Source organism: Clostridium mucosae (assembly GCF_024622765.1).
In the GTDB taxonomy this organism is placed as follows: domain Bacteria; phylum Bacillota; class Clostridia; order Clostridiales; family Clostridiaceae; genus Clostridium.
Map to the genome: position 1 here is coordinate 53,477 of NZ_JANKAF010000011.1, position 16,108 is coordinate 69,584.

Genomic DNA, 16,108 nt, shown 5'->3' on the forward strand with positions numbered 1-16,108 from the left:
AGCAGCGTTAATTTCTGATAAATTAAATTATTCTACATCTATATTAGTTAATGGATTGGCTTTAGTTTATGGTTTATCAGCAAGTAGGCTAAGTGGTAGCTTAAATGCTCCTATATTACTTACTGAAGTAAATAAGATACCTGATTCCACTTTAATAAGAATAGAAAATGTAAATACGGTATACTTAGTAGGTGGTGAAGGCGTTATCTCTAAAGATATAGAAGATAAACTAAAGAAATCTGGAAAAACTGTTATTAGATTAGGTGGAAAAGATAGGTTTTTAACTTCTTATTATGTTGCTAATGAAATTGAAAAAATTAAAAACATAGATGAAATCTAGTATGTAAACGGCCTAATAGGTGAAGCTGATGCTATGAGTATTGCTCCTGTTGCAGCCAAAACAGGTAATCCAGTAATTTTAACCGATGGAAAGACTACTGATTATAAAAGAAATATTAAATCATATGCAATTGGTGGAACTAGCGTACTAAATGAATCATTTGATAATTTTTCTGAAAGATTAAACGGAAAAATAGATTTGAAACTAATAAAAATGTTATAAATAAATTTTTTAGTGATAAAACTCATATGAACTTAAGTAAATCAGAAGAACTTATAGATGCATTAACATCCTCTGCGTTAAAACAACCAGTGGTATTAATAGATAAGAACTCTGATAAATCAGTTATAGCCGGAGCAAAGGTATTAACTTCCCTTGGCGATATAAATCAATCTGCTGTAAACCAGGCTAAAAGCTACTTATACTCTGAAAAAGTTGTCTTTTACTCTCAACATCAAGATGATGAAACAATTTTTGCCGGAAGCGCCATAGTAGATGCTATTCAAGCAGTTGGTCAAGAAAATGTATATGTTGTTCTTATAAGCGATAGTGATGAAAGTGGAGTATTTACTGATCCAAGATATAATAATCTTAGCCTTGAAAAAAAGACTTCCTTAAGAAACAACGAATTTAGAGCTGCTACTGCTCAATTAGGAGTACTAGAAAAAAACTTAGTATTCTTGAATCAATCCGAAAAAACTTAGATGAAAATCTAATTAAAAATACTGTTTTAGATTTTGACAGTAAATTTAGTAATGTTACTCACAGCTATAAATACGATTTACATGAACAACACTTAAAAACTGGTAATATATTATATGATTTATATAAATCAAATAAAATAAAAGATTGCAGATTCTTTGGAAGAAAAGAATTAATGCCTACAACTAATAATAAACTATTAATTCAAAGTATTTCAGATAATGAAATAGAAAAAAATAAAATTTTAAAGGCTTGCTTTGAATATAAGCTCGATAATAGAGATATGATTAGAGAAGGGATTGGATATAAATCTGTTTCATCCTTATTTGATCCTCTTACTTCTGATCCTTTTAATACATCATATTTGCATGAGCCAGGTCTTTAAATCATAATTATTTATTACATTTTGATACTTATATTGGAAGAAATTCTTACGTTATGATAAAATATTTTATTGAAAGGGAGTGTAGTCATGTCAGAACTTCAAAATAATAAATCTAAAAAAAGAAGAAAAAGAAAAAAGAAAAAATCTTTAGGTTTTAAAATTTTTATAGGATTTCTATGTGTTCTACTTGCAATCACAGTTGTTGGTGGGGGATATGTAATCGGCTTACTAAATAAAATGGATAACGTTGAATTAAACAAAGAAAACTTAGGTATCATAGAGGAAGAATTTAAAGAATATGATAATGTAAATAAAATTAAAAACATAGCTCTTTTTGGTATTGATGCAACAGAAGGTGAAACTGGTCGTTCAGATTCAATCATGATAGCTACATTAGATACTGTGCATAATAAATTAAAAATTACATCTGTTATGAGAGATTCTTATGTATATATCGATGGACATGGACAAGATAAAATAAATCACGCTTATGCATTTGGTGGTCCTGAATTAGCAATAAGAACACTAAATGAAAATTTTGGTTTAAACATAGAAGATTTTGTATCAGTTAACTTTTCATCATTGCCAAAAATCATAAATATTTTAGGTGGAATTGAACTTGAAATAACCGAAGAAGAACTTCAATATATTAATGATTATATTAATGATATTAATACAATAGATGGAACTTATTCTCCAAATATAACTTATGCTGGATTTCAGCATGTAGATGGTACTCAAGCTCTTGCATATTCAAGAATAAGATATACTAGCGGTGGTGATTATGAAAGAACACAAAGACATAGAACTGTTCTTGATGCTTTGTTTAATAAACTAACAAACACATCAGTTGCTTCATATAACTCACTATTAAATGAAGTATTACCTTATGTTCAAACAAACTTAAGTGCTGCTGATATTCTTTCACTTGGCACAAAAGTACTTGGAATAGGTAATAATTTAGAACAAGATAGATTCCCTAGAGATGGGTATGGTGAAGGAACTATGATTGATGGGGTTTATTATTTAACTTTTGATAAAGAAGCTACTGTTAAGCAGATGAGAGATTATATATTTAATGATATTAAGTAGATTAATATCATTAAATATTATAATATTTTCTATTTTATATATCATTTATAATTCTAATTATGATAATTATCTAACTTAAGCATGCTTAAAATAAATTCACATAGTAAATCCCAGTAGAATGCTGTTGTTTCTACTGGGATTTAAATAAATTTTCATCTATTATACTAAAAATACATAATTATCTTAAATGGTATTTTTCTATCTTATTTTTTTCACTTTAGATTTCCTTATATTATAAGCTTAATTATTTAGTTATTTATCTTAGATATAACAAATCTACTTTTTGAATTTTTAGGCTTATCAATTTTATTAACAATCTTAATATGAAAATTCATTTCATCAGCTACAATTTTTTCAAGTTCTCTTTTAAAAGCTTTACCATCTTCGCTACAATAATTTTCATCAGGAACTATAAGTATATCCACATTACTATAATCATTTTGTACTATTTGAACATCTTTAAAATTATCTATTTTATCTATTGCAAACTCTAAATTTGTCGGTGAATAATATTTGCCAGAACTAGTTACTAAAAAATCTCCTGCTCTTCCATCTATATCACTTATAAAAATATGTCCATTATTTTTTTCAAGTAATATACAACTATCTTTAGTATTATATCTTATAAGTGGAAACGCGTAGTTATTTATAGCTGTTCCTACTATATATCCTCTTTCATTATTTTCAACTGAATTTCCTGTTTCATCTAGCACTTCAGTTATTCCATATATTGGAACTTCTATATGCTTATTATTATCATAATAAAATAATGTAGTTCTTTCATTATGTCCATAATAATCTACTAATTTACATTTAAATGCTTTATTAATTAGCTTTCTTTGAAATACATACATTTTTTCAGATGAGCAAAATATATTTGAAACACTTTTTACCTTGCTATATAAATTATTCGTATCAACATATTTTGCAATTAAATATATTAATGAAGGATACGCTTGTATTATTTTAATTCTTTTTTCATATATCAAATTAATTATATTAGCTATTTTTTTATCATCAATATTAATTGGATTAACAATATAATACTTATTAAATGCATCGTATTTATATAGATCAAAATCATTATCAGTGTTCCCTCTTAATATTAAGCACGCTTCTTTTCCTACACCTTTATAACCAAATTTATTCCATATCCAATTATATACGGCCTTTTCTCTTTCATTTGTTATCTTAGTATTATAAAATCTCATTGGAGTAGAAGTCGTTCCCCCAGTATATGTCTCAAAAACTTTATTCTTGTTAATATTTTTATCTAGAAATTTATCAATATTAGACTTTACATCCTCTTTAGTTATAATAGGTAGCTTCTTTATATCATCTAAGGATTTTATACTGTTTATATCTATATTATTTTTATCATATAATTCCTTATAAAATTCTATATTTTCATATGCATGATTAATAATCTTTATAAATTCCTGCGTCTGAAAATCTAGTATTCTTCTTTCATCCCACTTTTCATATTCATTTAATATTCTAGAATACTCTCTATATTCTTTTGAATAAAACATATCTCTTGGTAAAAAAGAACATATTGTCTTTATAAAACTTTTAGCATTCATATCTTCTCTCCTATTCACCAATATAATTTTTATTTTTCATAAGTTTACCATAACCATTTGAGTATAAAGAATTATTATTAAATTGTTGAATAAACTTCTTATTACATTTATCAGAAATAATAATTCTATCTTCCAAAATATTAATTTTTCTCAAAACTATTATATTTCTATAATGTAAACTAACAGTCAAAGAATAATTCCCTATGTCTACTATACTACATTTAGTTTCATCCCTTAATGAAAATAAATTGTTAAATTTACATTGCTCCTCATTATCTACTAAAATATTATTATGGAATCTATTACTTCTAAAAATATTTCTTTTTTCTGGAAAAGCAGTATATAAATATGTACCTGGATCAGTTAAAATATCTATATTATTAATGACTAATTCAATACTTAATTTATCATTATGAGCATGACCACCATTTCCATTTTGTCCATTTTCTCCAAAATACATGGATAAATATATATCTTCAGATTTAAATATAACTAATCCAAAATTTTGATAAATATAGCTTTTAATTTTCTTTAAGTCTATCTTATCTAACTTATAGTCATTATAATAAAATGAATGCGTCTTCTCATACTTTAAATCTAAAAACTTTTTATTAGAAATCTCTATATCTTTATTTATGTTAAGTGAATGCAATAACTTTTTTTTATTACTTAACGTGTTTATAATTATATTCTCTAAGAAAAATTCTTTATTGTATTTATCAAACTCTTCATTTAAAAATAATCCACTAAATAAAGATATAAACGGCTTGTTATTCAATATATCTTCATCAAAATACATATCTTTTTCATAAATCCCATTATATTCTTTTAAGTTAGCATACATTTCTTTTATTTCATTTAATTTATACATATTTCCTACTGGAGTTAATTTAATAAATCTACCACTATCATTATCACCTATTTGAAGAATTCTACCATTTTGTTTAACTATATCACTCATAAATAATCCGATTTTAAAAAGCCTATCCAAATATAAATCTGGAAAGAAATCATTACTTTTTAAATTATACTTTTGTTTTGAAAAATTATTTAACCTTTTTATAATATGAGATTCATAATCCTTAAAGGCATTTTTCTTCTCAGTATTTAATACTCCATATAATAATGCTGTAGAGAAAATCATTATTTCACCACTTAGCCTATGATATGCTGTAGATCCCTCAAAATTCCCTCCATCTTCTAAAAATTGATAATCCATTTCATTTATTAATTCTTGTGTAGCAAATACTAGCCATGCATCAGTTTCTTTACTTCTATCTAAATATGCTGAAACAAATAGAAGACCTGCAATGTTTGCTAAATAATGATTTGCTCTATTTCCATAATCCCATTCTAAATTATTTATTATAAACTTTCCATGATCATATATACTTCTTGTAAATATTTTTTTAAATTCATCATTTAAAATATTATTTTTATCTATGCTTAGAATAATATCATATGCTAATAACCAATTGCTTACTCTAATAGCTACATCCATGGTACATGCCCAATTAACACCCATCCTCACTGGATTTGTTGCAATAAAATCTAATATTTGATTTTTAAATTCTAATATTAATCTTTCTCGCAAATCTATAAAGTTAACTGCTCCAATAGACATTTGAACTAAATGTTGCATTCTTGAAAGCTCCCAAGGTACTTTAATATCTGCACCTCTATCTTTTCCAATTTCTTGATCTTTGTACCATTTTCTCGAATCATATCTATATCCACTTTTAAAATCAAGTTGCCAGTCAATAAAAATATAGTCATCATCTATATTTTTCAGAATGCTTTTCGAATATTTCACATAAGGCTTTAAAATAATTTGCTTTAACCAATCACTATCATTAAAGTCAAGATTCAAATTCATGCGATATTTTTTACCTTCTACTCCTTGACATTTAGTATCATAGCTAACTTTGACAAGACCACTTCCTAGTAGATCAAATTCATGTTCTATAAAGTTTAAACATATTTCTCTCAAGTTATCGCATTTAATGTTCATATTAAAAATCTCTTCATTAATATATAACTTATTAATTAATACTTCTTTATTTCTAACTCTACTATCTTTCATCTTATCTATATTTCTATGAAAAAAATTACTTAATTCTCTATAAAGTTTATTAGTACCTCTAATGAATATTTCTTTAAAAGTAAAACTATTAAATTTGTCTACTATATACATTTTGACACCTTATATTTTCTTAATTTATTTTTAAATATTTTGATATTATTATCTAATTTCAATAATTTTAGCATTTTCTCTTTATAATTAACTTAATATCATCATAAGAAATTATTTTCATAACAGTAATAATTATAATATACAAAGCTAACATAATAATTCCTACAATACCATTCATTATAATATTATTGAATAAATTCGAAAGAGCTAGATATATAATATATATGCTTAAAGCTATACCGTCTATTATATAAGCAATCTTATAATTATACTTTACTTTATGAAACCTCTTTGAAATAATTGTATTAATTATATTTATTATCCAATATGAAATCAACGTTGCAACAGCAGCCCCATACATTCCGAACTTTGGTATAAATAAAATATTTAATACTATGTTTACTCCCCCACCTATTAACATAATAAAACTAGTTATATAAGTTTTATTTTTCAATTGAATTCCTAAAGAAAAAAATTCATTCTCTCCATATAAGAAATATGAATATAGTATCAATGGAACTAAATTAACTGCTATAAGATACTCATCAGATGATAATATTTTTATTAATATCTTACTATAAAATGATATACCTAAAATAATTAGGCATCCAATAACATGATAAGCTCTGAACATATTATTAAATTTTTCTTCAGAATTTTTCTCTTTCCATACTTGGAACTTAAATGTTGTAAATATAGACTTAAATGGATTTACAAAAATAGGATCTATTAGTGTTCCTATTTTATATCCCATAGAATAAATTCCTGTTTGCCCGAATCCCTTATAACCAGATAAAAAATACCTATCGGCTAAATCTAATATTGCTCCTGATAAATTGCATGGTATAAGGCCAAAACTAAACTTAAACATATTTTTAAACATACCTTTATCAAATTCAAATTTAAACCTACGTATTTGACTTAATATTAGATATATCAGTATAACTAAAGTTCCAAATATGTATCCTTTATACACTCCTATAATTCCCTCTTTTTTAACAACTACAAATACTATTACAAATACCATATTTAAAATCATCATTATTAACTCTATTATTACCATCTTCTGAGCTTCATAATTTAAGCTATAATCACACATTAATAAAGTAACAAATTGCGAAATTATTGATCTTAAAAATAATAATATTAATATCTCATAAGAATTACTAAAGTTAAATATAAATCCTGAAATATATTTACCGCCAAAAATAATGAAAACTAAATTAACTCCTGTAGCAATTAATGCAACTGTTATTGCTGTATTTCTAAGCCTATTTCGCTTATCATCTTCATATTCTCTATAGAATCTAATATATCCCGAATATATACTTAGAATTAGAAATGTACTTATAAAATTCATAGCAGTATCTACTAGAGATAACTGTCCAAATCCGCTTGTCCCCAATTCTCTTGTATAAATTGGTATCATTATAAACGAGACAGCCTTTGATAACAATTGACCAATTGTATATATAATTCCTACCTTCAAAAACTTTCCACTATTACTCATAGTAATATTCCCTATCCTTCAGTAATTTTTTATATAAATTTATAATTTTCACATCATTTTCTTCTTTCATTTTATAATCTTTTGAATTTTCATCTTGATTTTTTATAACTCTAATAAATTCTTCATATAAGCTTTTTATATTTCTATTTTCAAATATAAAAACATCTTTAGGTCTTATAACTGCATCACTTGCTAGACAAGGTATATTAAAATACAACGCCTCTCTAATAGAAACAGCATCCCCATCTGTATTGGTTGGTCTAATAAAAATATCGCTTCTTCTTAATATAGGATAAAACTCTGTATTTTCTACTTCGTACAGTAATATTCTTTCAGATAATTCATTATTAATGATGCTATTCTTTAAACCTTCATAATACTTTTTTTCTTTTTCAGTTTGCCTATCTTTTGCTAAAACACAAAATATTAAATTAATATTAGGATAATCGTACTTTATTAAACTCATCAATTCAATCAATATGTCTAACCCATAAAGATCTTCATTATTATTAAATGTTATTGCTCCATTTGCAGAAATTAAAAATTTACTTCTTTTCATAAAACTATACACATATTCAGGAATCTTATTTTCTTCATTTTCTTCTATAGTTGGATTTATATATGCAGGTATATGAAAAATAGGTTTTTTTACTCCCATTACTTTTAGATATTCACAATCATCTTTTTTAACACATATAATTGTATCAAAACTATTTAAAATATATTTCATAAAATATATTCTTTTCGCAAATAAATCTCTACTATTTCCATGAAGTGTTATAATGTTTATTTTTTTTCTTCCTACTGTATTATTTAATATGTAAACAAACTGCTTTCCCAAAATTCCACTTATATTATAATGTAGCACTCTAATATCTTTATTTTTTAAAATTTCTTTAAATAAAAATTTTATTTTTATTTGCTTAACTCCGTTACATGTAGAATCACTAAAAGTATTCCACACATAATTCTCTATTTTCAAATTATCTAATTTTAATTTTAGCCTTTTTATATAAATTGAAATACCTCCATAAGGTGGTGGATACGGTCCTATTTGTATAATCATTTATTTTCCTTTCTATATTTACTTCTTCATTATCTTTATTAGTAAATATGTTTTAATTACTTACTTAAGAATAAATAAAACGCATATTACAATATATATAGGATATAAAATTTTAAACCATTTATATAGTTTATTATATCCCTCTAAATTTTGCATTAATCCTAAAAATACAATAATTTGACTCCAGAACCAAGCAATATATAATCTCGGTATTATAGATGAGAATGTAAATACTACTATTCCGCTAGTTAATAGTGATAAAACTAATGTCATAACCACATATCTATAGTAATTAAAATTAACGCTATTTTTCTTTAAAAAAATAGCTATTAAACTTGGTAATGCAATTGCAATAATAAAAATATTTGATGTAGAATTCATAAAATTCCCTATATATCCTGAAAAATCAAAATTTCCTCTACCACCAAAAAATAAATGATAAAATAACCAAAATACAAATTTAAAAGGAGTTTCTAATTTTGACTCATCAAATCTAGGCAGCTCACTTCCAGCATTCATAATTAAATCTATTCCTAGAAATCCATATCCCATTTTTAAACATATAAAGCCTACTATTAATATTATTATACCTAGACTTAATATTATTTTTTTTAACCCTTTAATATCCTTATAACTTTTTATTTTTCCCCAATAGAAATAAACTACTAATGCTATGCTTAAAGCTATACCAATATAAACTCTCATATAAGTAAGCATAGCAATTATTAATATAAATTTAATTAATAACTTTCTAGTTAAAGAACACTCATACTCTATGATAATATATGTTGCATATAATATTAAAAATAACATTAAATTATCTCTCAATAACGACATATTTACCAATAAATACCCAGGGAAAATATTCATAATTAATACACTTAGTCTTGAATATTTTAAATTTAATATTCTTAAAGAGATTTTATATAGAAAAAATATACTTGCTATAGAGAACTGTAATTTTATTAATATCATGAAATTTAAACTATCGCCAAAAATTATCCTTAATATAGCATTCCAAATAACAAAAAAATTATAAAACCCATAGAAATACGCAGTTTTACTTGAATTTCCGGATATCCAATTTATGAATTCATTTTTCCATATATAAATCATACCTTCTGATCCATAATAGTAATTGCTAGTATCATTATAAACAAATTCACCTATTTTACCTGTTATTAACCCATCATCAAACCCTAGTTTAATTGAAGAAAAATATCCCCAGTATATTAATATAATATTTAATAGTAATATTAAATATGATAATACTTTAAATCTTTTATCATCAATTTTAAATTTATTAATAAGAATTAATATCAGTACGCAATTTAATATGATACCAATAATATTTTGTATTAAATCACTTCTTAATATAATCGCTGCTACTAATAAAATACTATATATAGATAGTAAGTTCTTATTGTTATTTATAATATTATTTAATTTCGTTTTTTGTTTTAAATGTAGTATCATATTATCCATCGTTAAGTATCTTATATCCTTTCTTAATAATATCATTCAAATTTGATTTATTATTTATCTTTTGATAATGAATCAATTAAATTAATTATAAAATCATATCTTGCATCCCATGAATTCTTTGATGCAAAGTTTATATAATCATTCTTATTAGATTTATTTGATTTAATAATATTTTTTATTTCATTAATAAAATCTTCTCCGTCTTTAGCAACATATGCAGGAGAATTTAACCTTCTAACTTCTTTCATATTTGTAGAAACTACTGGAATTCCACATGCTAAATATTCGAATAATTTAATTGGATTTATTCTATCTGTAAAATCATTGTTTATAAAAGGTATTATCGCTACATCTGCATTTTTAATATATTTAGTAATTTCAGAATATGGCTTAGCTCCTAATACTTTCACATTAACATTTTCTTTAATCTTAGATAAATCTTTTTGCTCCTTACCTATTATATAAATATTTATATTAACCTCTTTAGCTAATCTATCAATTAGATCTGTATCAAACCACTCTCCAATAGCCCCTACATAAATGGCTTTTTTGCTATGATCATTTAAATATTCTTCTGGAATGGAATCATCTCCATTCATAAAATGACTTAATTCACATCCATTAGGTAATAATATTGCTTCTTTTCCTCTGGCTTCTACTTTTTTCATTAAATTTTTTGCTGTTACGCAAATTATATCAGCTTTATCAATAAGTGAATTTTCTATATCTACTATACTATCTGGAAACACCCCAAATTCAGTAAAATCATCTGGTATTCTAAAAACTAATGTTTTATACTTTATTATATTAGTCAACCAATATTGCTTAGGGTTAGAAATCCAAAGAATGTCTACTTCTAAAAACCCAATCTTATTAAACCATGTATCTATATCTTTCGAAATATATTTTTGATTATTTAAAACAATATTTTTTGATTTACAAAAAGGATATTTTCCATACAACCTATTACTTTTTACAGCAAAACCATAAATATTTTCTTCAAACTTATGTCTTTTAGGTGTAGATATTCTTACTCTTTCTTGATAGACATCTTTATGTTTAAAGTACATAAGCTTATTATATAAACAAGACATCCATAATACTTCATAACCATTCCTTGAAAAGCATCTCGCATAATGATAGTTTCCTAACTTATTACATGGATCATTATATTCCATAAAATCTGCAAAAATAATTTTCTTCATATTATTTTTTACCTACCTTCATTAATATCCTTCTTATAAACTTCATAATAGAAAAAACACATAAAAATATCAGTTTAAATATAGAGATTTTATTTTTCTCTGATATTCTATTTTCTTTATATAAAGTCAAAAAATTTCTTAACTCATATTTTTCTGTTAATAGTAAATTTGCTGATAAGCCTGAGCTACTTATCTCAGGCTTATATAATATAACTAAAGGTTCTAAAATCTTTGCGCCTTTATTATCTCTTAATATCTTTAGATATAACAATGTATCTTCGGCATATTTTTGATCTTCATTAAAATAATAATTTCCTTTTTCAATTACATCTTTACGGATTATTACTGATGGAGTACAAAATTGATTTTTTACTAATTTTGAATTAAAAGTTATTTCTTTTACTCCACCCTTCATATCACCTTTTACTAAAGTATTACTATTTCCACATACATAATGTCCACTTCCAAGAATGGCTATCTCCTGATTATTATCCATAATTTCAACTTGTTTTTCTAACTTAAACTTTTCCCAACTATCATCAGAATCTAAAAAAGCTATATACTCCCCAGTTGAATTATCTATTCCTATATTTCTTGCAATAGATGGTCCTAAATTTTTTTGCCTTATATTTTTCATTCTAATTTTATTATTTCTTTTAAATTCTTCTACAATATTATAACTATTATCTTTTGAACCATCATCTATAGTAATTATCTCAAAATCACTATAAGTTTGTTCAACAACAGATTTTAATGCCCTTTTAATAGTATTCTCGCTATTATAATAAGGAATTATTACACTCACTTTACACATATATATCCCTCTAATTATTTGTATAGTTATTATATATTTTTATTGTTTCATCAGCTATACTATCCCAACTATAATTATTCCTAGCAAATACCCCTGCATTCTTTCCGATAAACTCAAAATCTGATATATTATTAATTATATACATTAATTTAGAAGATAATTCCTTTTCATTAGAATGAGGAATCATAAATCCATTTTCTCCATCATTTATAATTTGAGGAAATCCCCCAACATCAGTAGCGATAATTATCTTATTACATGCCATTGCTTCCAAAGCCGATAAACTTACCGCTTCCATTATTGAAGGTAAAACTACAATATCTGAGCAATTTATTAAATCTGCCATTTCATCCGCCTTTACATTTCCTAGAAGATTTATATAACTATGTAAATTTTCAAAATTTATAATATCATCTATTTCCTTTTTATATTCTGGATAATCATTATAATCATTACCAACAAAAATAAAACTAACATTTTTCATCTCTGCCTTTTTAAGTAATGCTATAGCTTTGATTAAATAAATAACTCCTTTAGTTGGAGCCCACCTTCTCGGACATAGTACTGATATTTTATCTTTATCAATATTATATTTAATCTTTATTTTATCAATTTCCCATTTATCTTTTTCCTTAAAAACATCAAGATCTACACCATTTGGTATAAATTTAAATGTATTAGGATGTCTTATGTCATTAAAACTTGCTAATTCATCACTTGGAGCTATAATATAGCTAAATTGTTTTGTCAAAAATTTTATTATTATTTTGTTAAATGGTATTTTTCTTAAAAATAAATATTCACCTGTATGATTTGTAAAAATAATCTTATACTTTTTAGATATTTTCTTAGATAGCTTCATACTTGATATGAAATCATGCTGGTGAAATATAAAATTTTTAATATTATTTTTTTCTATATCTACTTCAATATATTTGTAAATATCTTCAGCAAAGTTATTATACATATATTTCCTTAAGTATCCATAAATAAAACTTAATTTGCCTCCATTGCTTTTTAGCTTAAGGTTATGATACTTTTTCTTATCTTTTTCATTCCCTACTCCAATATTATGTATTTCTATTCCATCTAAAATTTCTATATTTGACTTTTCCCCTAACACAGGATGTATTATCTTTACATCAAAACCTTTTTTTACTAAATTTTTACTTATAAAATAGATATGATTTTCTACTCCTCCTATTGAGGGAAAAAACATGCTAGAAATCATATATACAGTTTTTTTCAACTAATTACCTCCCCTCAATAATACTATATTTATATTTTATAAATAATTTTCCCAAAATTGATTATATTTTTAGTATCATATATTATTTTATCTTTTAATAATTCTTGCTTTTCAATTATTTCACTATGCGATACTAAAACCACTATAAGTTCAGTTTCATTAATAAACTCATTTAAGCTTGAACATTGATTATTAAATTTTTTTTCTTTTATTAATGGATCATACATCTTTATATTATCAATATTATACTTTTCACATATATCTAATAACTGTAACGTAGGACTTTCTCTCATATCATCGACATTTTCCTTATAAGTAATACCATATAGCCCCACTTTTGAATAGTCTTTAATTTTATTTACCTTCATTATTTCATGTATTCTTTCAAAAACATATTGTGGCATTCCATCATTTACTTCTCTTGCCCCTAAAACAACATTTACTATATCTGGATAATCACCGACTAAAAACCATGGATCAACAGATATACAATGACCTCCTACTCCTGGTCCTGGTTGAAGTATATTTACTCTTGGATGTTTATTAGCAATTCTAATTAACTCATATACATCCATCCCTTCTCTATTACACATTTTTGCTAATTCATTTGCAAATGCTATATTTATGTCTCTAAAAGTATTTTCTACTACTTTGCTCATTTCAGCAGTTTTGATATCTGTTAATACAATTTCTCCATTACAAAATGATTCATACCAAGATTTCACTTCATTTGCAATCTCATACGAATCTGCTCCAATAGTTCTTGAATTATTTTTTAATTCAGATATCATTTTCCCTGGTATTATTCTCTCTGGAGCATGAACTATATGTATATCCTCTCCAATAATGAATCCTTTTTCCTCTATTATAGGTCTAATAAAACTATCTATAGTTCCAGGAGATATTGTTGATTCTATAACAAGTATTGTTCCCTCTTCACATACCTCTAAAACTTTTTTAGTAGCTGCAACAACATATCTAGCATCAATTTTCTTGTTATCTTTTATATATGGAGTTGGAACTGTTATAATATATTTATCTGTATGTTCATACTCTGTACTAAATTTCACATTATTTTTTAACGCTTCTTTGAAAACGCCTTCTAATCCTTCTTCATCAAATGTAAGTTCACCATTATTTAAAGTGTCTACCAAGTTTTCATTTAAATCAGTTCCTACAACTCTCATTCCACTTGCTGCAAATATAAGTGTAGTAGGTAAACCTATATATCCCAATCCTATTATGTTTAAAGCTTTCATAATTATCCTCCTTAATAAAACTATAGTATACCTATTTATTATTTACTATAAATTGCTCTACATTATTATTAGCCTTTCCGAAATAATTCTCTATTATCTTTACTATTCTTTGTGAAGCTAAACCATCGCCATATGGATTAATAGACTTACTCATTGATTCATAATAATCCTTATTTCTTATCAATTCATTAGCCTCATTTATAATAACATGCTTATTAGTTCCAACAAGCTTAACTGTTCCTGCTTCTACTGCTTCTGGTCTTTCAGTTACTTCTCTTAACACTAATACCGGTTTCCCTAAATGAGGAGCTTCTTCCTGTAGTCCCCCTGAATCAGTCATCACCATAAAACACTTATTCATTAAATTATGAGTATCTTTAGTATCTAGTGGTGGTAATAAATATACTCCTTTAACTCCATCTAGATGACTTTCAACTACACTTTTCACTATAGGGTTTAAGTGTACTAAATATACTACTTCTACATCTGTATTTTTTTCTACTATTTTCTTTAAAGCTAAACAAATATTTTCTATTCCTTCTCCCCAATTTTCTCTTCTATGTGCAGTAACCATGATAACTTTTTTTTCTGTAAAATTTATGTTATTTAATGTATTAAAATTAAATTTATAATTTTCTTCAACCGTATGTTTCATTGCATCTATAACTGTATTTCCAGTTATTATTATTTCATCTTCTTTTATACCCTCTTTTAATAAATTTCTCTTTGACATTTCAGTAGGCGAAAAATGCAAGTCAGCTATTGCTCCAGTAAGCTTTCTATTCATTTCTTCTGGAAACGGGAAATATTTATCAAACGTCCTAAGTCCAGCTTCTACATGTCCTACTTTTATTTTCTTATAAAAAGCCGCTAAAGCTCCAGCAAAAGTTGTTGTTGTATCACCATGCACTAAAATCATATCAGGTTTAGCTTCTTCAAATATGCCTTCTAACCCCTCTAAAACTCTATTAGTTATTCCAGTTAAACTTTGCTTGTCTTTCATTATATTCATATCATATTTAACATTTATATCAAATAAGTCTAATACCTGATCCAACATCTCTCTATGTTGAGCTGTAACACATACACTAGATTCTATATAAGGACTCTTCTCTAATTCTTTAACTAACGGAGCCATTTTTATTGCTTCTGGTCTTGTCCCGAATATACTCATAACCTTTACCTTACTCATATTTTTCCTCCTAAACTTGAATAATATCTATT

The 16,108-nt window shown here is 25.2% G+C and carries 15 protein-coding genes; 5 read left to right on the forward strand and 10 right to left on the reverse strand.

Annotation, left to right across the window (positions count from 1 at the left end):
* The first annotated feature begins 55 nt into the window (after nucleotides 1–55).
* The 5 genes from NSA50_RS12675 (at nucleotide 56) to NSA50_RS12695 (ending at nucleotide 2,519) form a co-directional block, all read left to right on the forward strand.
* Complete coding sequence (locus NSA50_RS12675) at nucleotides 56–340, forward strand: cell wall-binding repeat-containing protein (protein ID WP_257445557.1); 285 nt, start codon at nucleotides 56–58, stop codon at nucleotides 338–340.
* 33 nt (nucleotides 341–373) lie between these two features.
* Nucleotides 374–562, forward strand: coding sequence for a cell wall-binding repeat-containing protein (locus NSA50_RS12680; protein WP_257445559.1), 189 nt, complete (start codon nucleotides 374–376; stop codon nucleotides 560–562).
* A gap of 26 nt (nucleotides 563–588) precedes the next feature.
* On the forward strand, nucleotides 589–1,044 hold the full coding sequence (locus NSA50_RS12685) for a PIG-L family deacetylase (RefSeq protein ID WP_257445561.1): 456 nt from the start codon (nucleotides 589–591) through the stop codon (nucleotides 1,042–1,044).
* A 173-nt stretch (nucleotides 1,045–1,217) separates the two neighbouring features.
* Nucleotides 1,218–1,427 (forward strand): hypothetical protein, encoded by a 210-nt coding sequence (locus tag NSA50_RS12690; RefSeq protein ID WP_257445563.1) that lies wholly within the window; start codon nucleotides 1,218–1,220, stop codon nucleotides 1,425–1,427.
* A gap of 87 nt (nucleotides 1,428–1,514) precedes the next feature.
* Nucleotides 1,515–2,519, forward strand: coding sequence for an LCP family protein (locus NSA50_RS12695; protein ID WP_257445565.1), 1,005 nt, complete (start codon nucleotides 1,515–1,517; stop codon nucleotides 2,517–2,519).
* 248 nt (nucleotides 2,520–2,767) lie between these two features.
* Here NSA50_RS12695 and NSA50_RS12700 read toward each other — a convergent pair whose 3' ends face one another.
* The 10 genes from NSA50_RS12700 to wecB form a co-directional block, all read right to left on the reverse strand.
* A complete protein-coding gene (locus tag NSA50_RS12700; RefSeq protein ID WP_257445567.1) occupies nucleotides 2,768–4,102 on the reverse strand; it encodes an acyl-CoA synthetase family protein in 1,335 nt (444 codons plus the stop codon).
* Between the two features lie 10 nt (nucleotides 4,103–4,112).
* Nucleotides 4,113–6,296 carry a heparinase II/III domain-containing protein gene (locus NSA50_RS12705; protein ID WP_142418705.1) on the reverse strand — a complete coding sequence of 728 codons (2,184 nt, stop codon included), beginning with the start codon at nucleotides 6,294–6,296 and terminating at the stop codon, nucleotides 4,113–4,115.
* A gap of 67 nt (nucleotides 6,297–6,363) precedes the next feature.
* Nucleotides 6,364–7,806, reverse strand: coding sequence for an oligosaccharide flippase family protein (locus NSA50_RS12710; protein WP_142418704.1), 1,443 nt, complete (start codon nucleotides 7,804–7,806; stop codon nucleotides 6,364–6,366).
* Complete coding sequence (locus NSA50_RS12715; RefSeq protein WP_142418703.1) at nucleotides 7,799–8,872, reverse strand: glycosyltransferase; 1,074 nt, start codon at nucleotides 8,870–8,872, stop codon at nucleotides 7,799–7,801. Before NSA50_RS12715 ends, NSA50_RS12710 begins: the two co-directional genes overlap by 8 nt.
* A gap of 60 nt (nucleotides 8,873–8,932) precedes the next feature.
* Nucleotides 8,933–10,357, reverse strand: a complete 1,425-nt coding sequence (locus tag NSA50_RS12720; protein WP_195959467.1) for a hypothetical protein — start codon at nucleotides 10,355–10,357, stop codon at nucleotides 8,933–8,935.
* Between the two features lie 50 nt (nucleotides 10,358–10,407).
* A complete protein-coding gene (locus NSA50_RS12725; RefSeq protein WP_257445573.1) occupies nucleotides 10,408–11,562 on the reverse strand; it encodes a glycosyltransferase in 1,155 nt (384 codons plus the stop codon).
* A 1-nt stretch (nucleotide 11,563) separates the two neighbouring features.
* Nucleotides 11,564–12,376 carry a glycosyltransferase family 2 protein gene (locus NSA50_RS12730; protein ID WP_142418700.1) on the reverse strand — a complete coding sequence of 271 codons (813 nt, stop codon included), beginning with the start codon at nucleotides 12,374–12,376 and terminating at the stop codon, nucleotides 11,564–11,566.
* A gap of 10 nt (nucleotides 12,377–12,386) precedes the next feature.
* Nucleotides 12,387–13,625 carry a glycosyltransferase family 4 protein gene (locus NSA50_RS12735; RefSeq protein WP_142418699.1) on the reverse strand — a complete coding sequence of 413 codons (1,239 nt, stop codon included), beginning with the start codon at nucleotides 13,623–13,625 and terminating at the stop codon, nucleotides 12,387–12,389.
* Between the two features lie 29 nt (nucleotides 13,626–13,654).
* Complete coding sequence (locus NSA50_RS12740) at nucleotides 13,655–14,884, reverse strand: nucleotide sugar dehydrogenase (RefSeq protein ID WP_195954319.1); 1,230 nt, start codon at nucleotides 14,882–14,884, stop codon at nucleotides 13,655–13,657.
* Between the two features lie 31 nt (nucleotides 14,885–14,915).
* Nucleotides 14,916–16,076 (reverse strand): non-hydrolyzing UDP-N-acetylglucosamine 2-epimerase, encoded by a 1,161-nt coding sequence (wecB, locus tag NSA50_RS12745; protein WP_142418697.1) that lies wholly within the window; start codon nucleotides 16,074–16,076, stop codon nucleotides 14,916–14,918.
* Nucleotides 16,077–16,108: the final 32 nt, after the last annotated feature.

Bases quoted from the DNA above. Each gene is read 5' to 3' on its own strand.
- NSA50_RS12680 (WP_257445559.1), top strand. From the start codon at position 374: ATGAGTATTGCTCCTGTTGCAGCCAAAACAGGTAATCCAGTAATTTTA.
- NSA50_RS12685 (WP_257445561.1), top strand. From the start codon at position 589: ATGAACTTAAGTAAATCAGAAGAACTTATAGATGCATTAACATCCTCT.
- NSA50_RS12690 (WP_257445563.1), top strand. From the start codon at position 1,218: ATGCCTACAACTAATAATAAACTATTAATTCAAAGTATTTCAGATAAT.
- NSA50_RS12695 (WP_257445565.1), top strand. From the start codon at position 1,515: ATGTCAGAACTTCAAAATAATAAATCTAAAAAAAGAAGAAAAAGAAAA.
- NSA50_RS12700 (WP_257445567.1), bottom strand. From the start codon at position 4,102: ATGAATGCTAAAAGTTTTATAAAGACAATATGTTCTTTTTTACCAAGA.
- NSA50_RS12705 (WP_142418705.1), bottom strand. From the start codon at position 6,296: ATGTATATAGTAGACAAATTTAATAGTTTTACTTTTAAAGAAATATTC.
- NSA50_RS12710 (WP_142418704.1), bottom strand. From the start codon at position 7,806: ATGAGTAATAGTGGAAAGTTTTTGAAGGTAGGAATTATATATACAATT.
- NSA50_RS12715 (WP_142418703.1), bottom strand. From the start codon at position 8,872: ATGATTATACAAATAGGACCGTATCCACCACCTTATGGAGGTATTTCA.
- NSA50_RS12720 (WP_195959467.1), bottom strand. From the start codon at position 10,357: ATGGATAATATGATACTACATTTAAAACAAAAAACGAAATTAAATAAT.
- NSA50_RS12725 (WP_257445573.1), bottom strand. From the start codon at position 11,562: ATGAAGAAAATTATTTTTGCAGATTTTATGGAATATAATGATCCATGT.
- NSA50_RS12730 (WP_142418700.1), bottom strand. From the start codon at position 12,376: ATGTGTAAAGTGAGTGTAATAATTCCTTATTATAATAGCGAGAATACT.
- NSA50_RS12740 (WP_195954319.1), bottom strand. From the start codon at position 14,884: ATGAAAGCTTTAAACATAATAGGATTGGGATATATAGGTTTACCTACT.
- wecB (WP_142418697.1), bottom strand. From the start codon at position 16,076: ATGAGTAAGGTAAAGGTTATGAGTATATTCGGGACAAGACCAGAAGCA.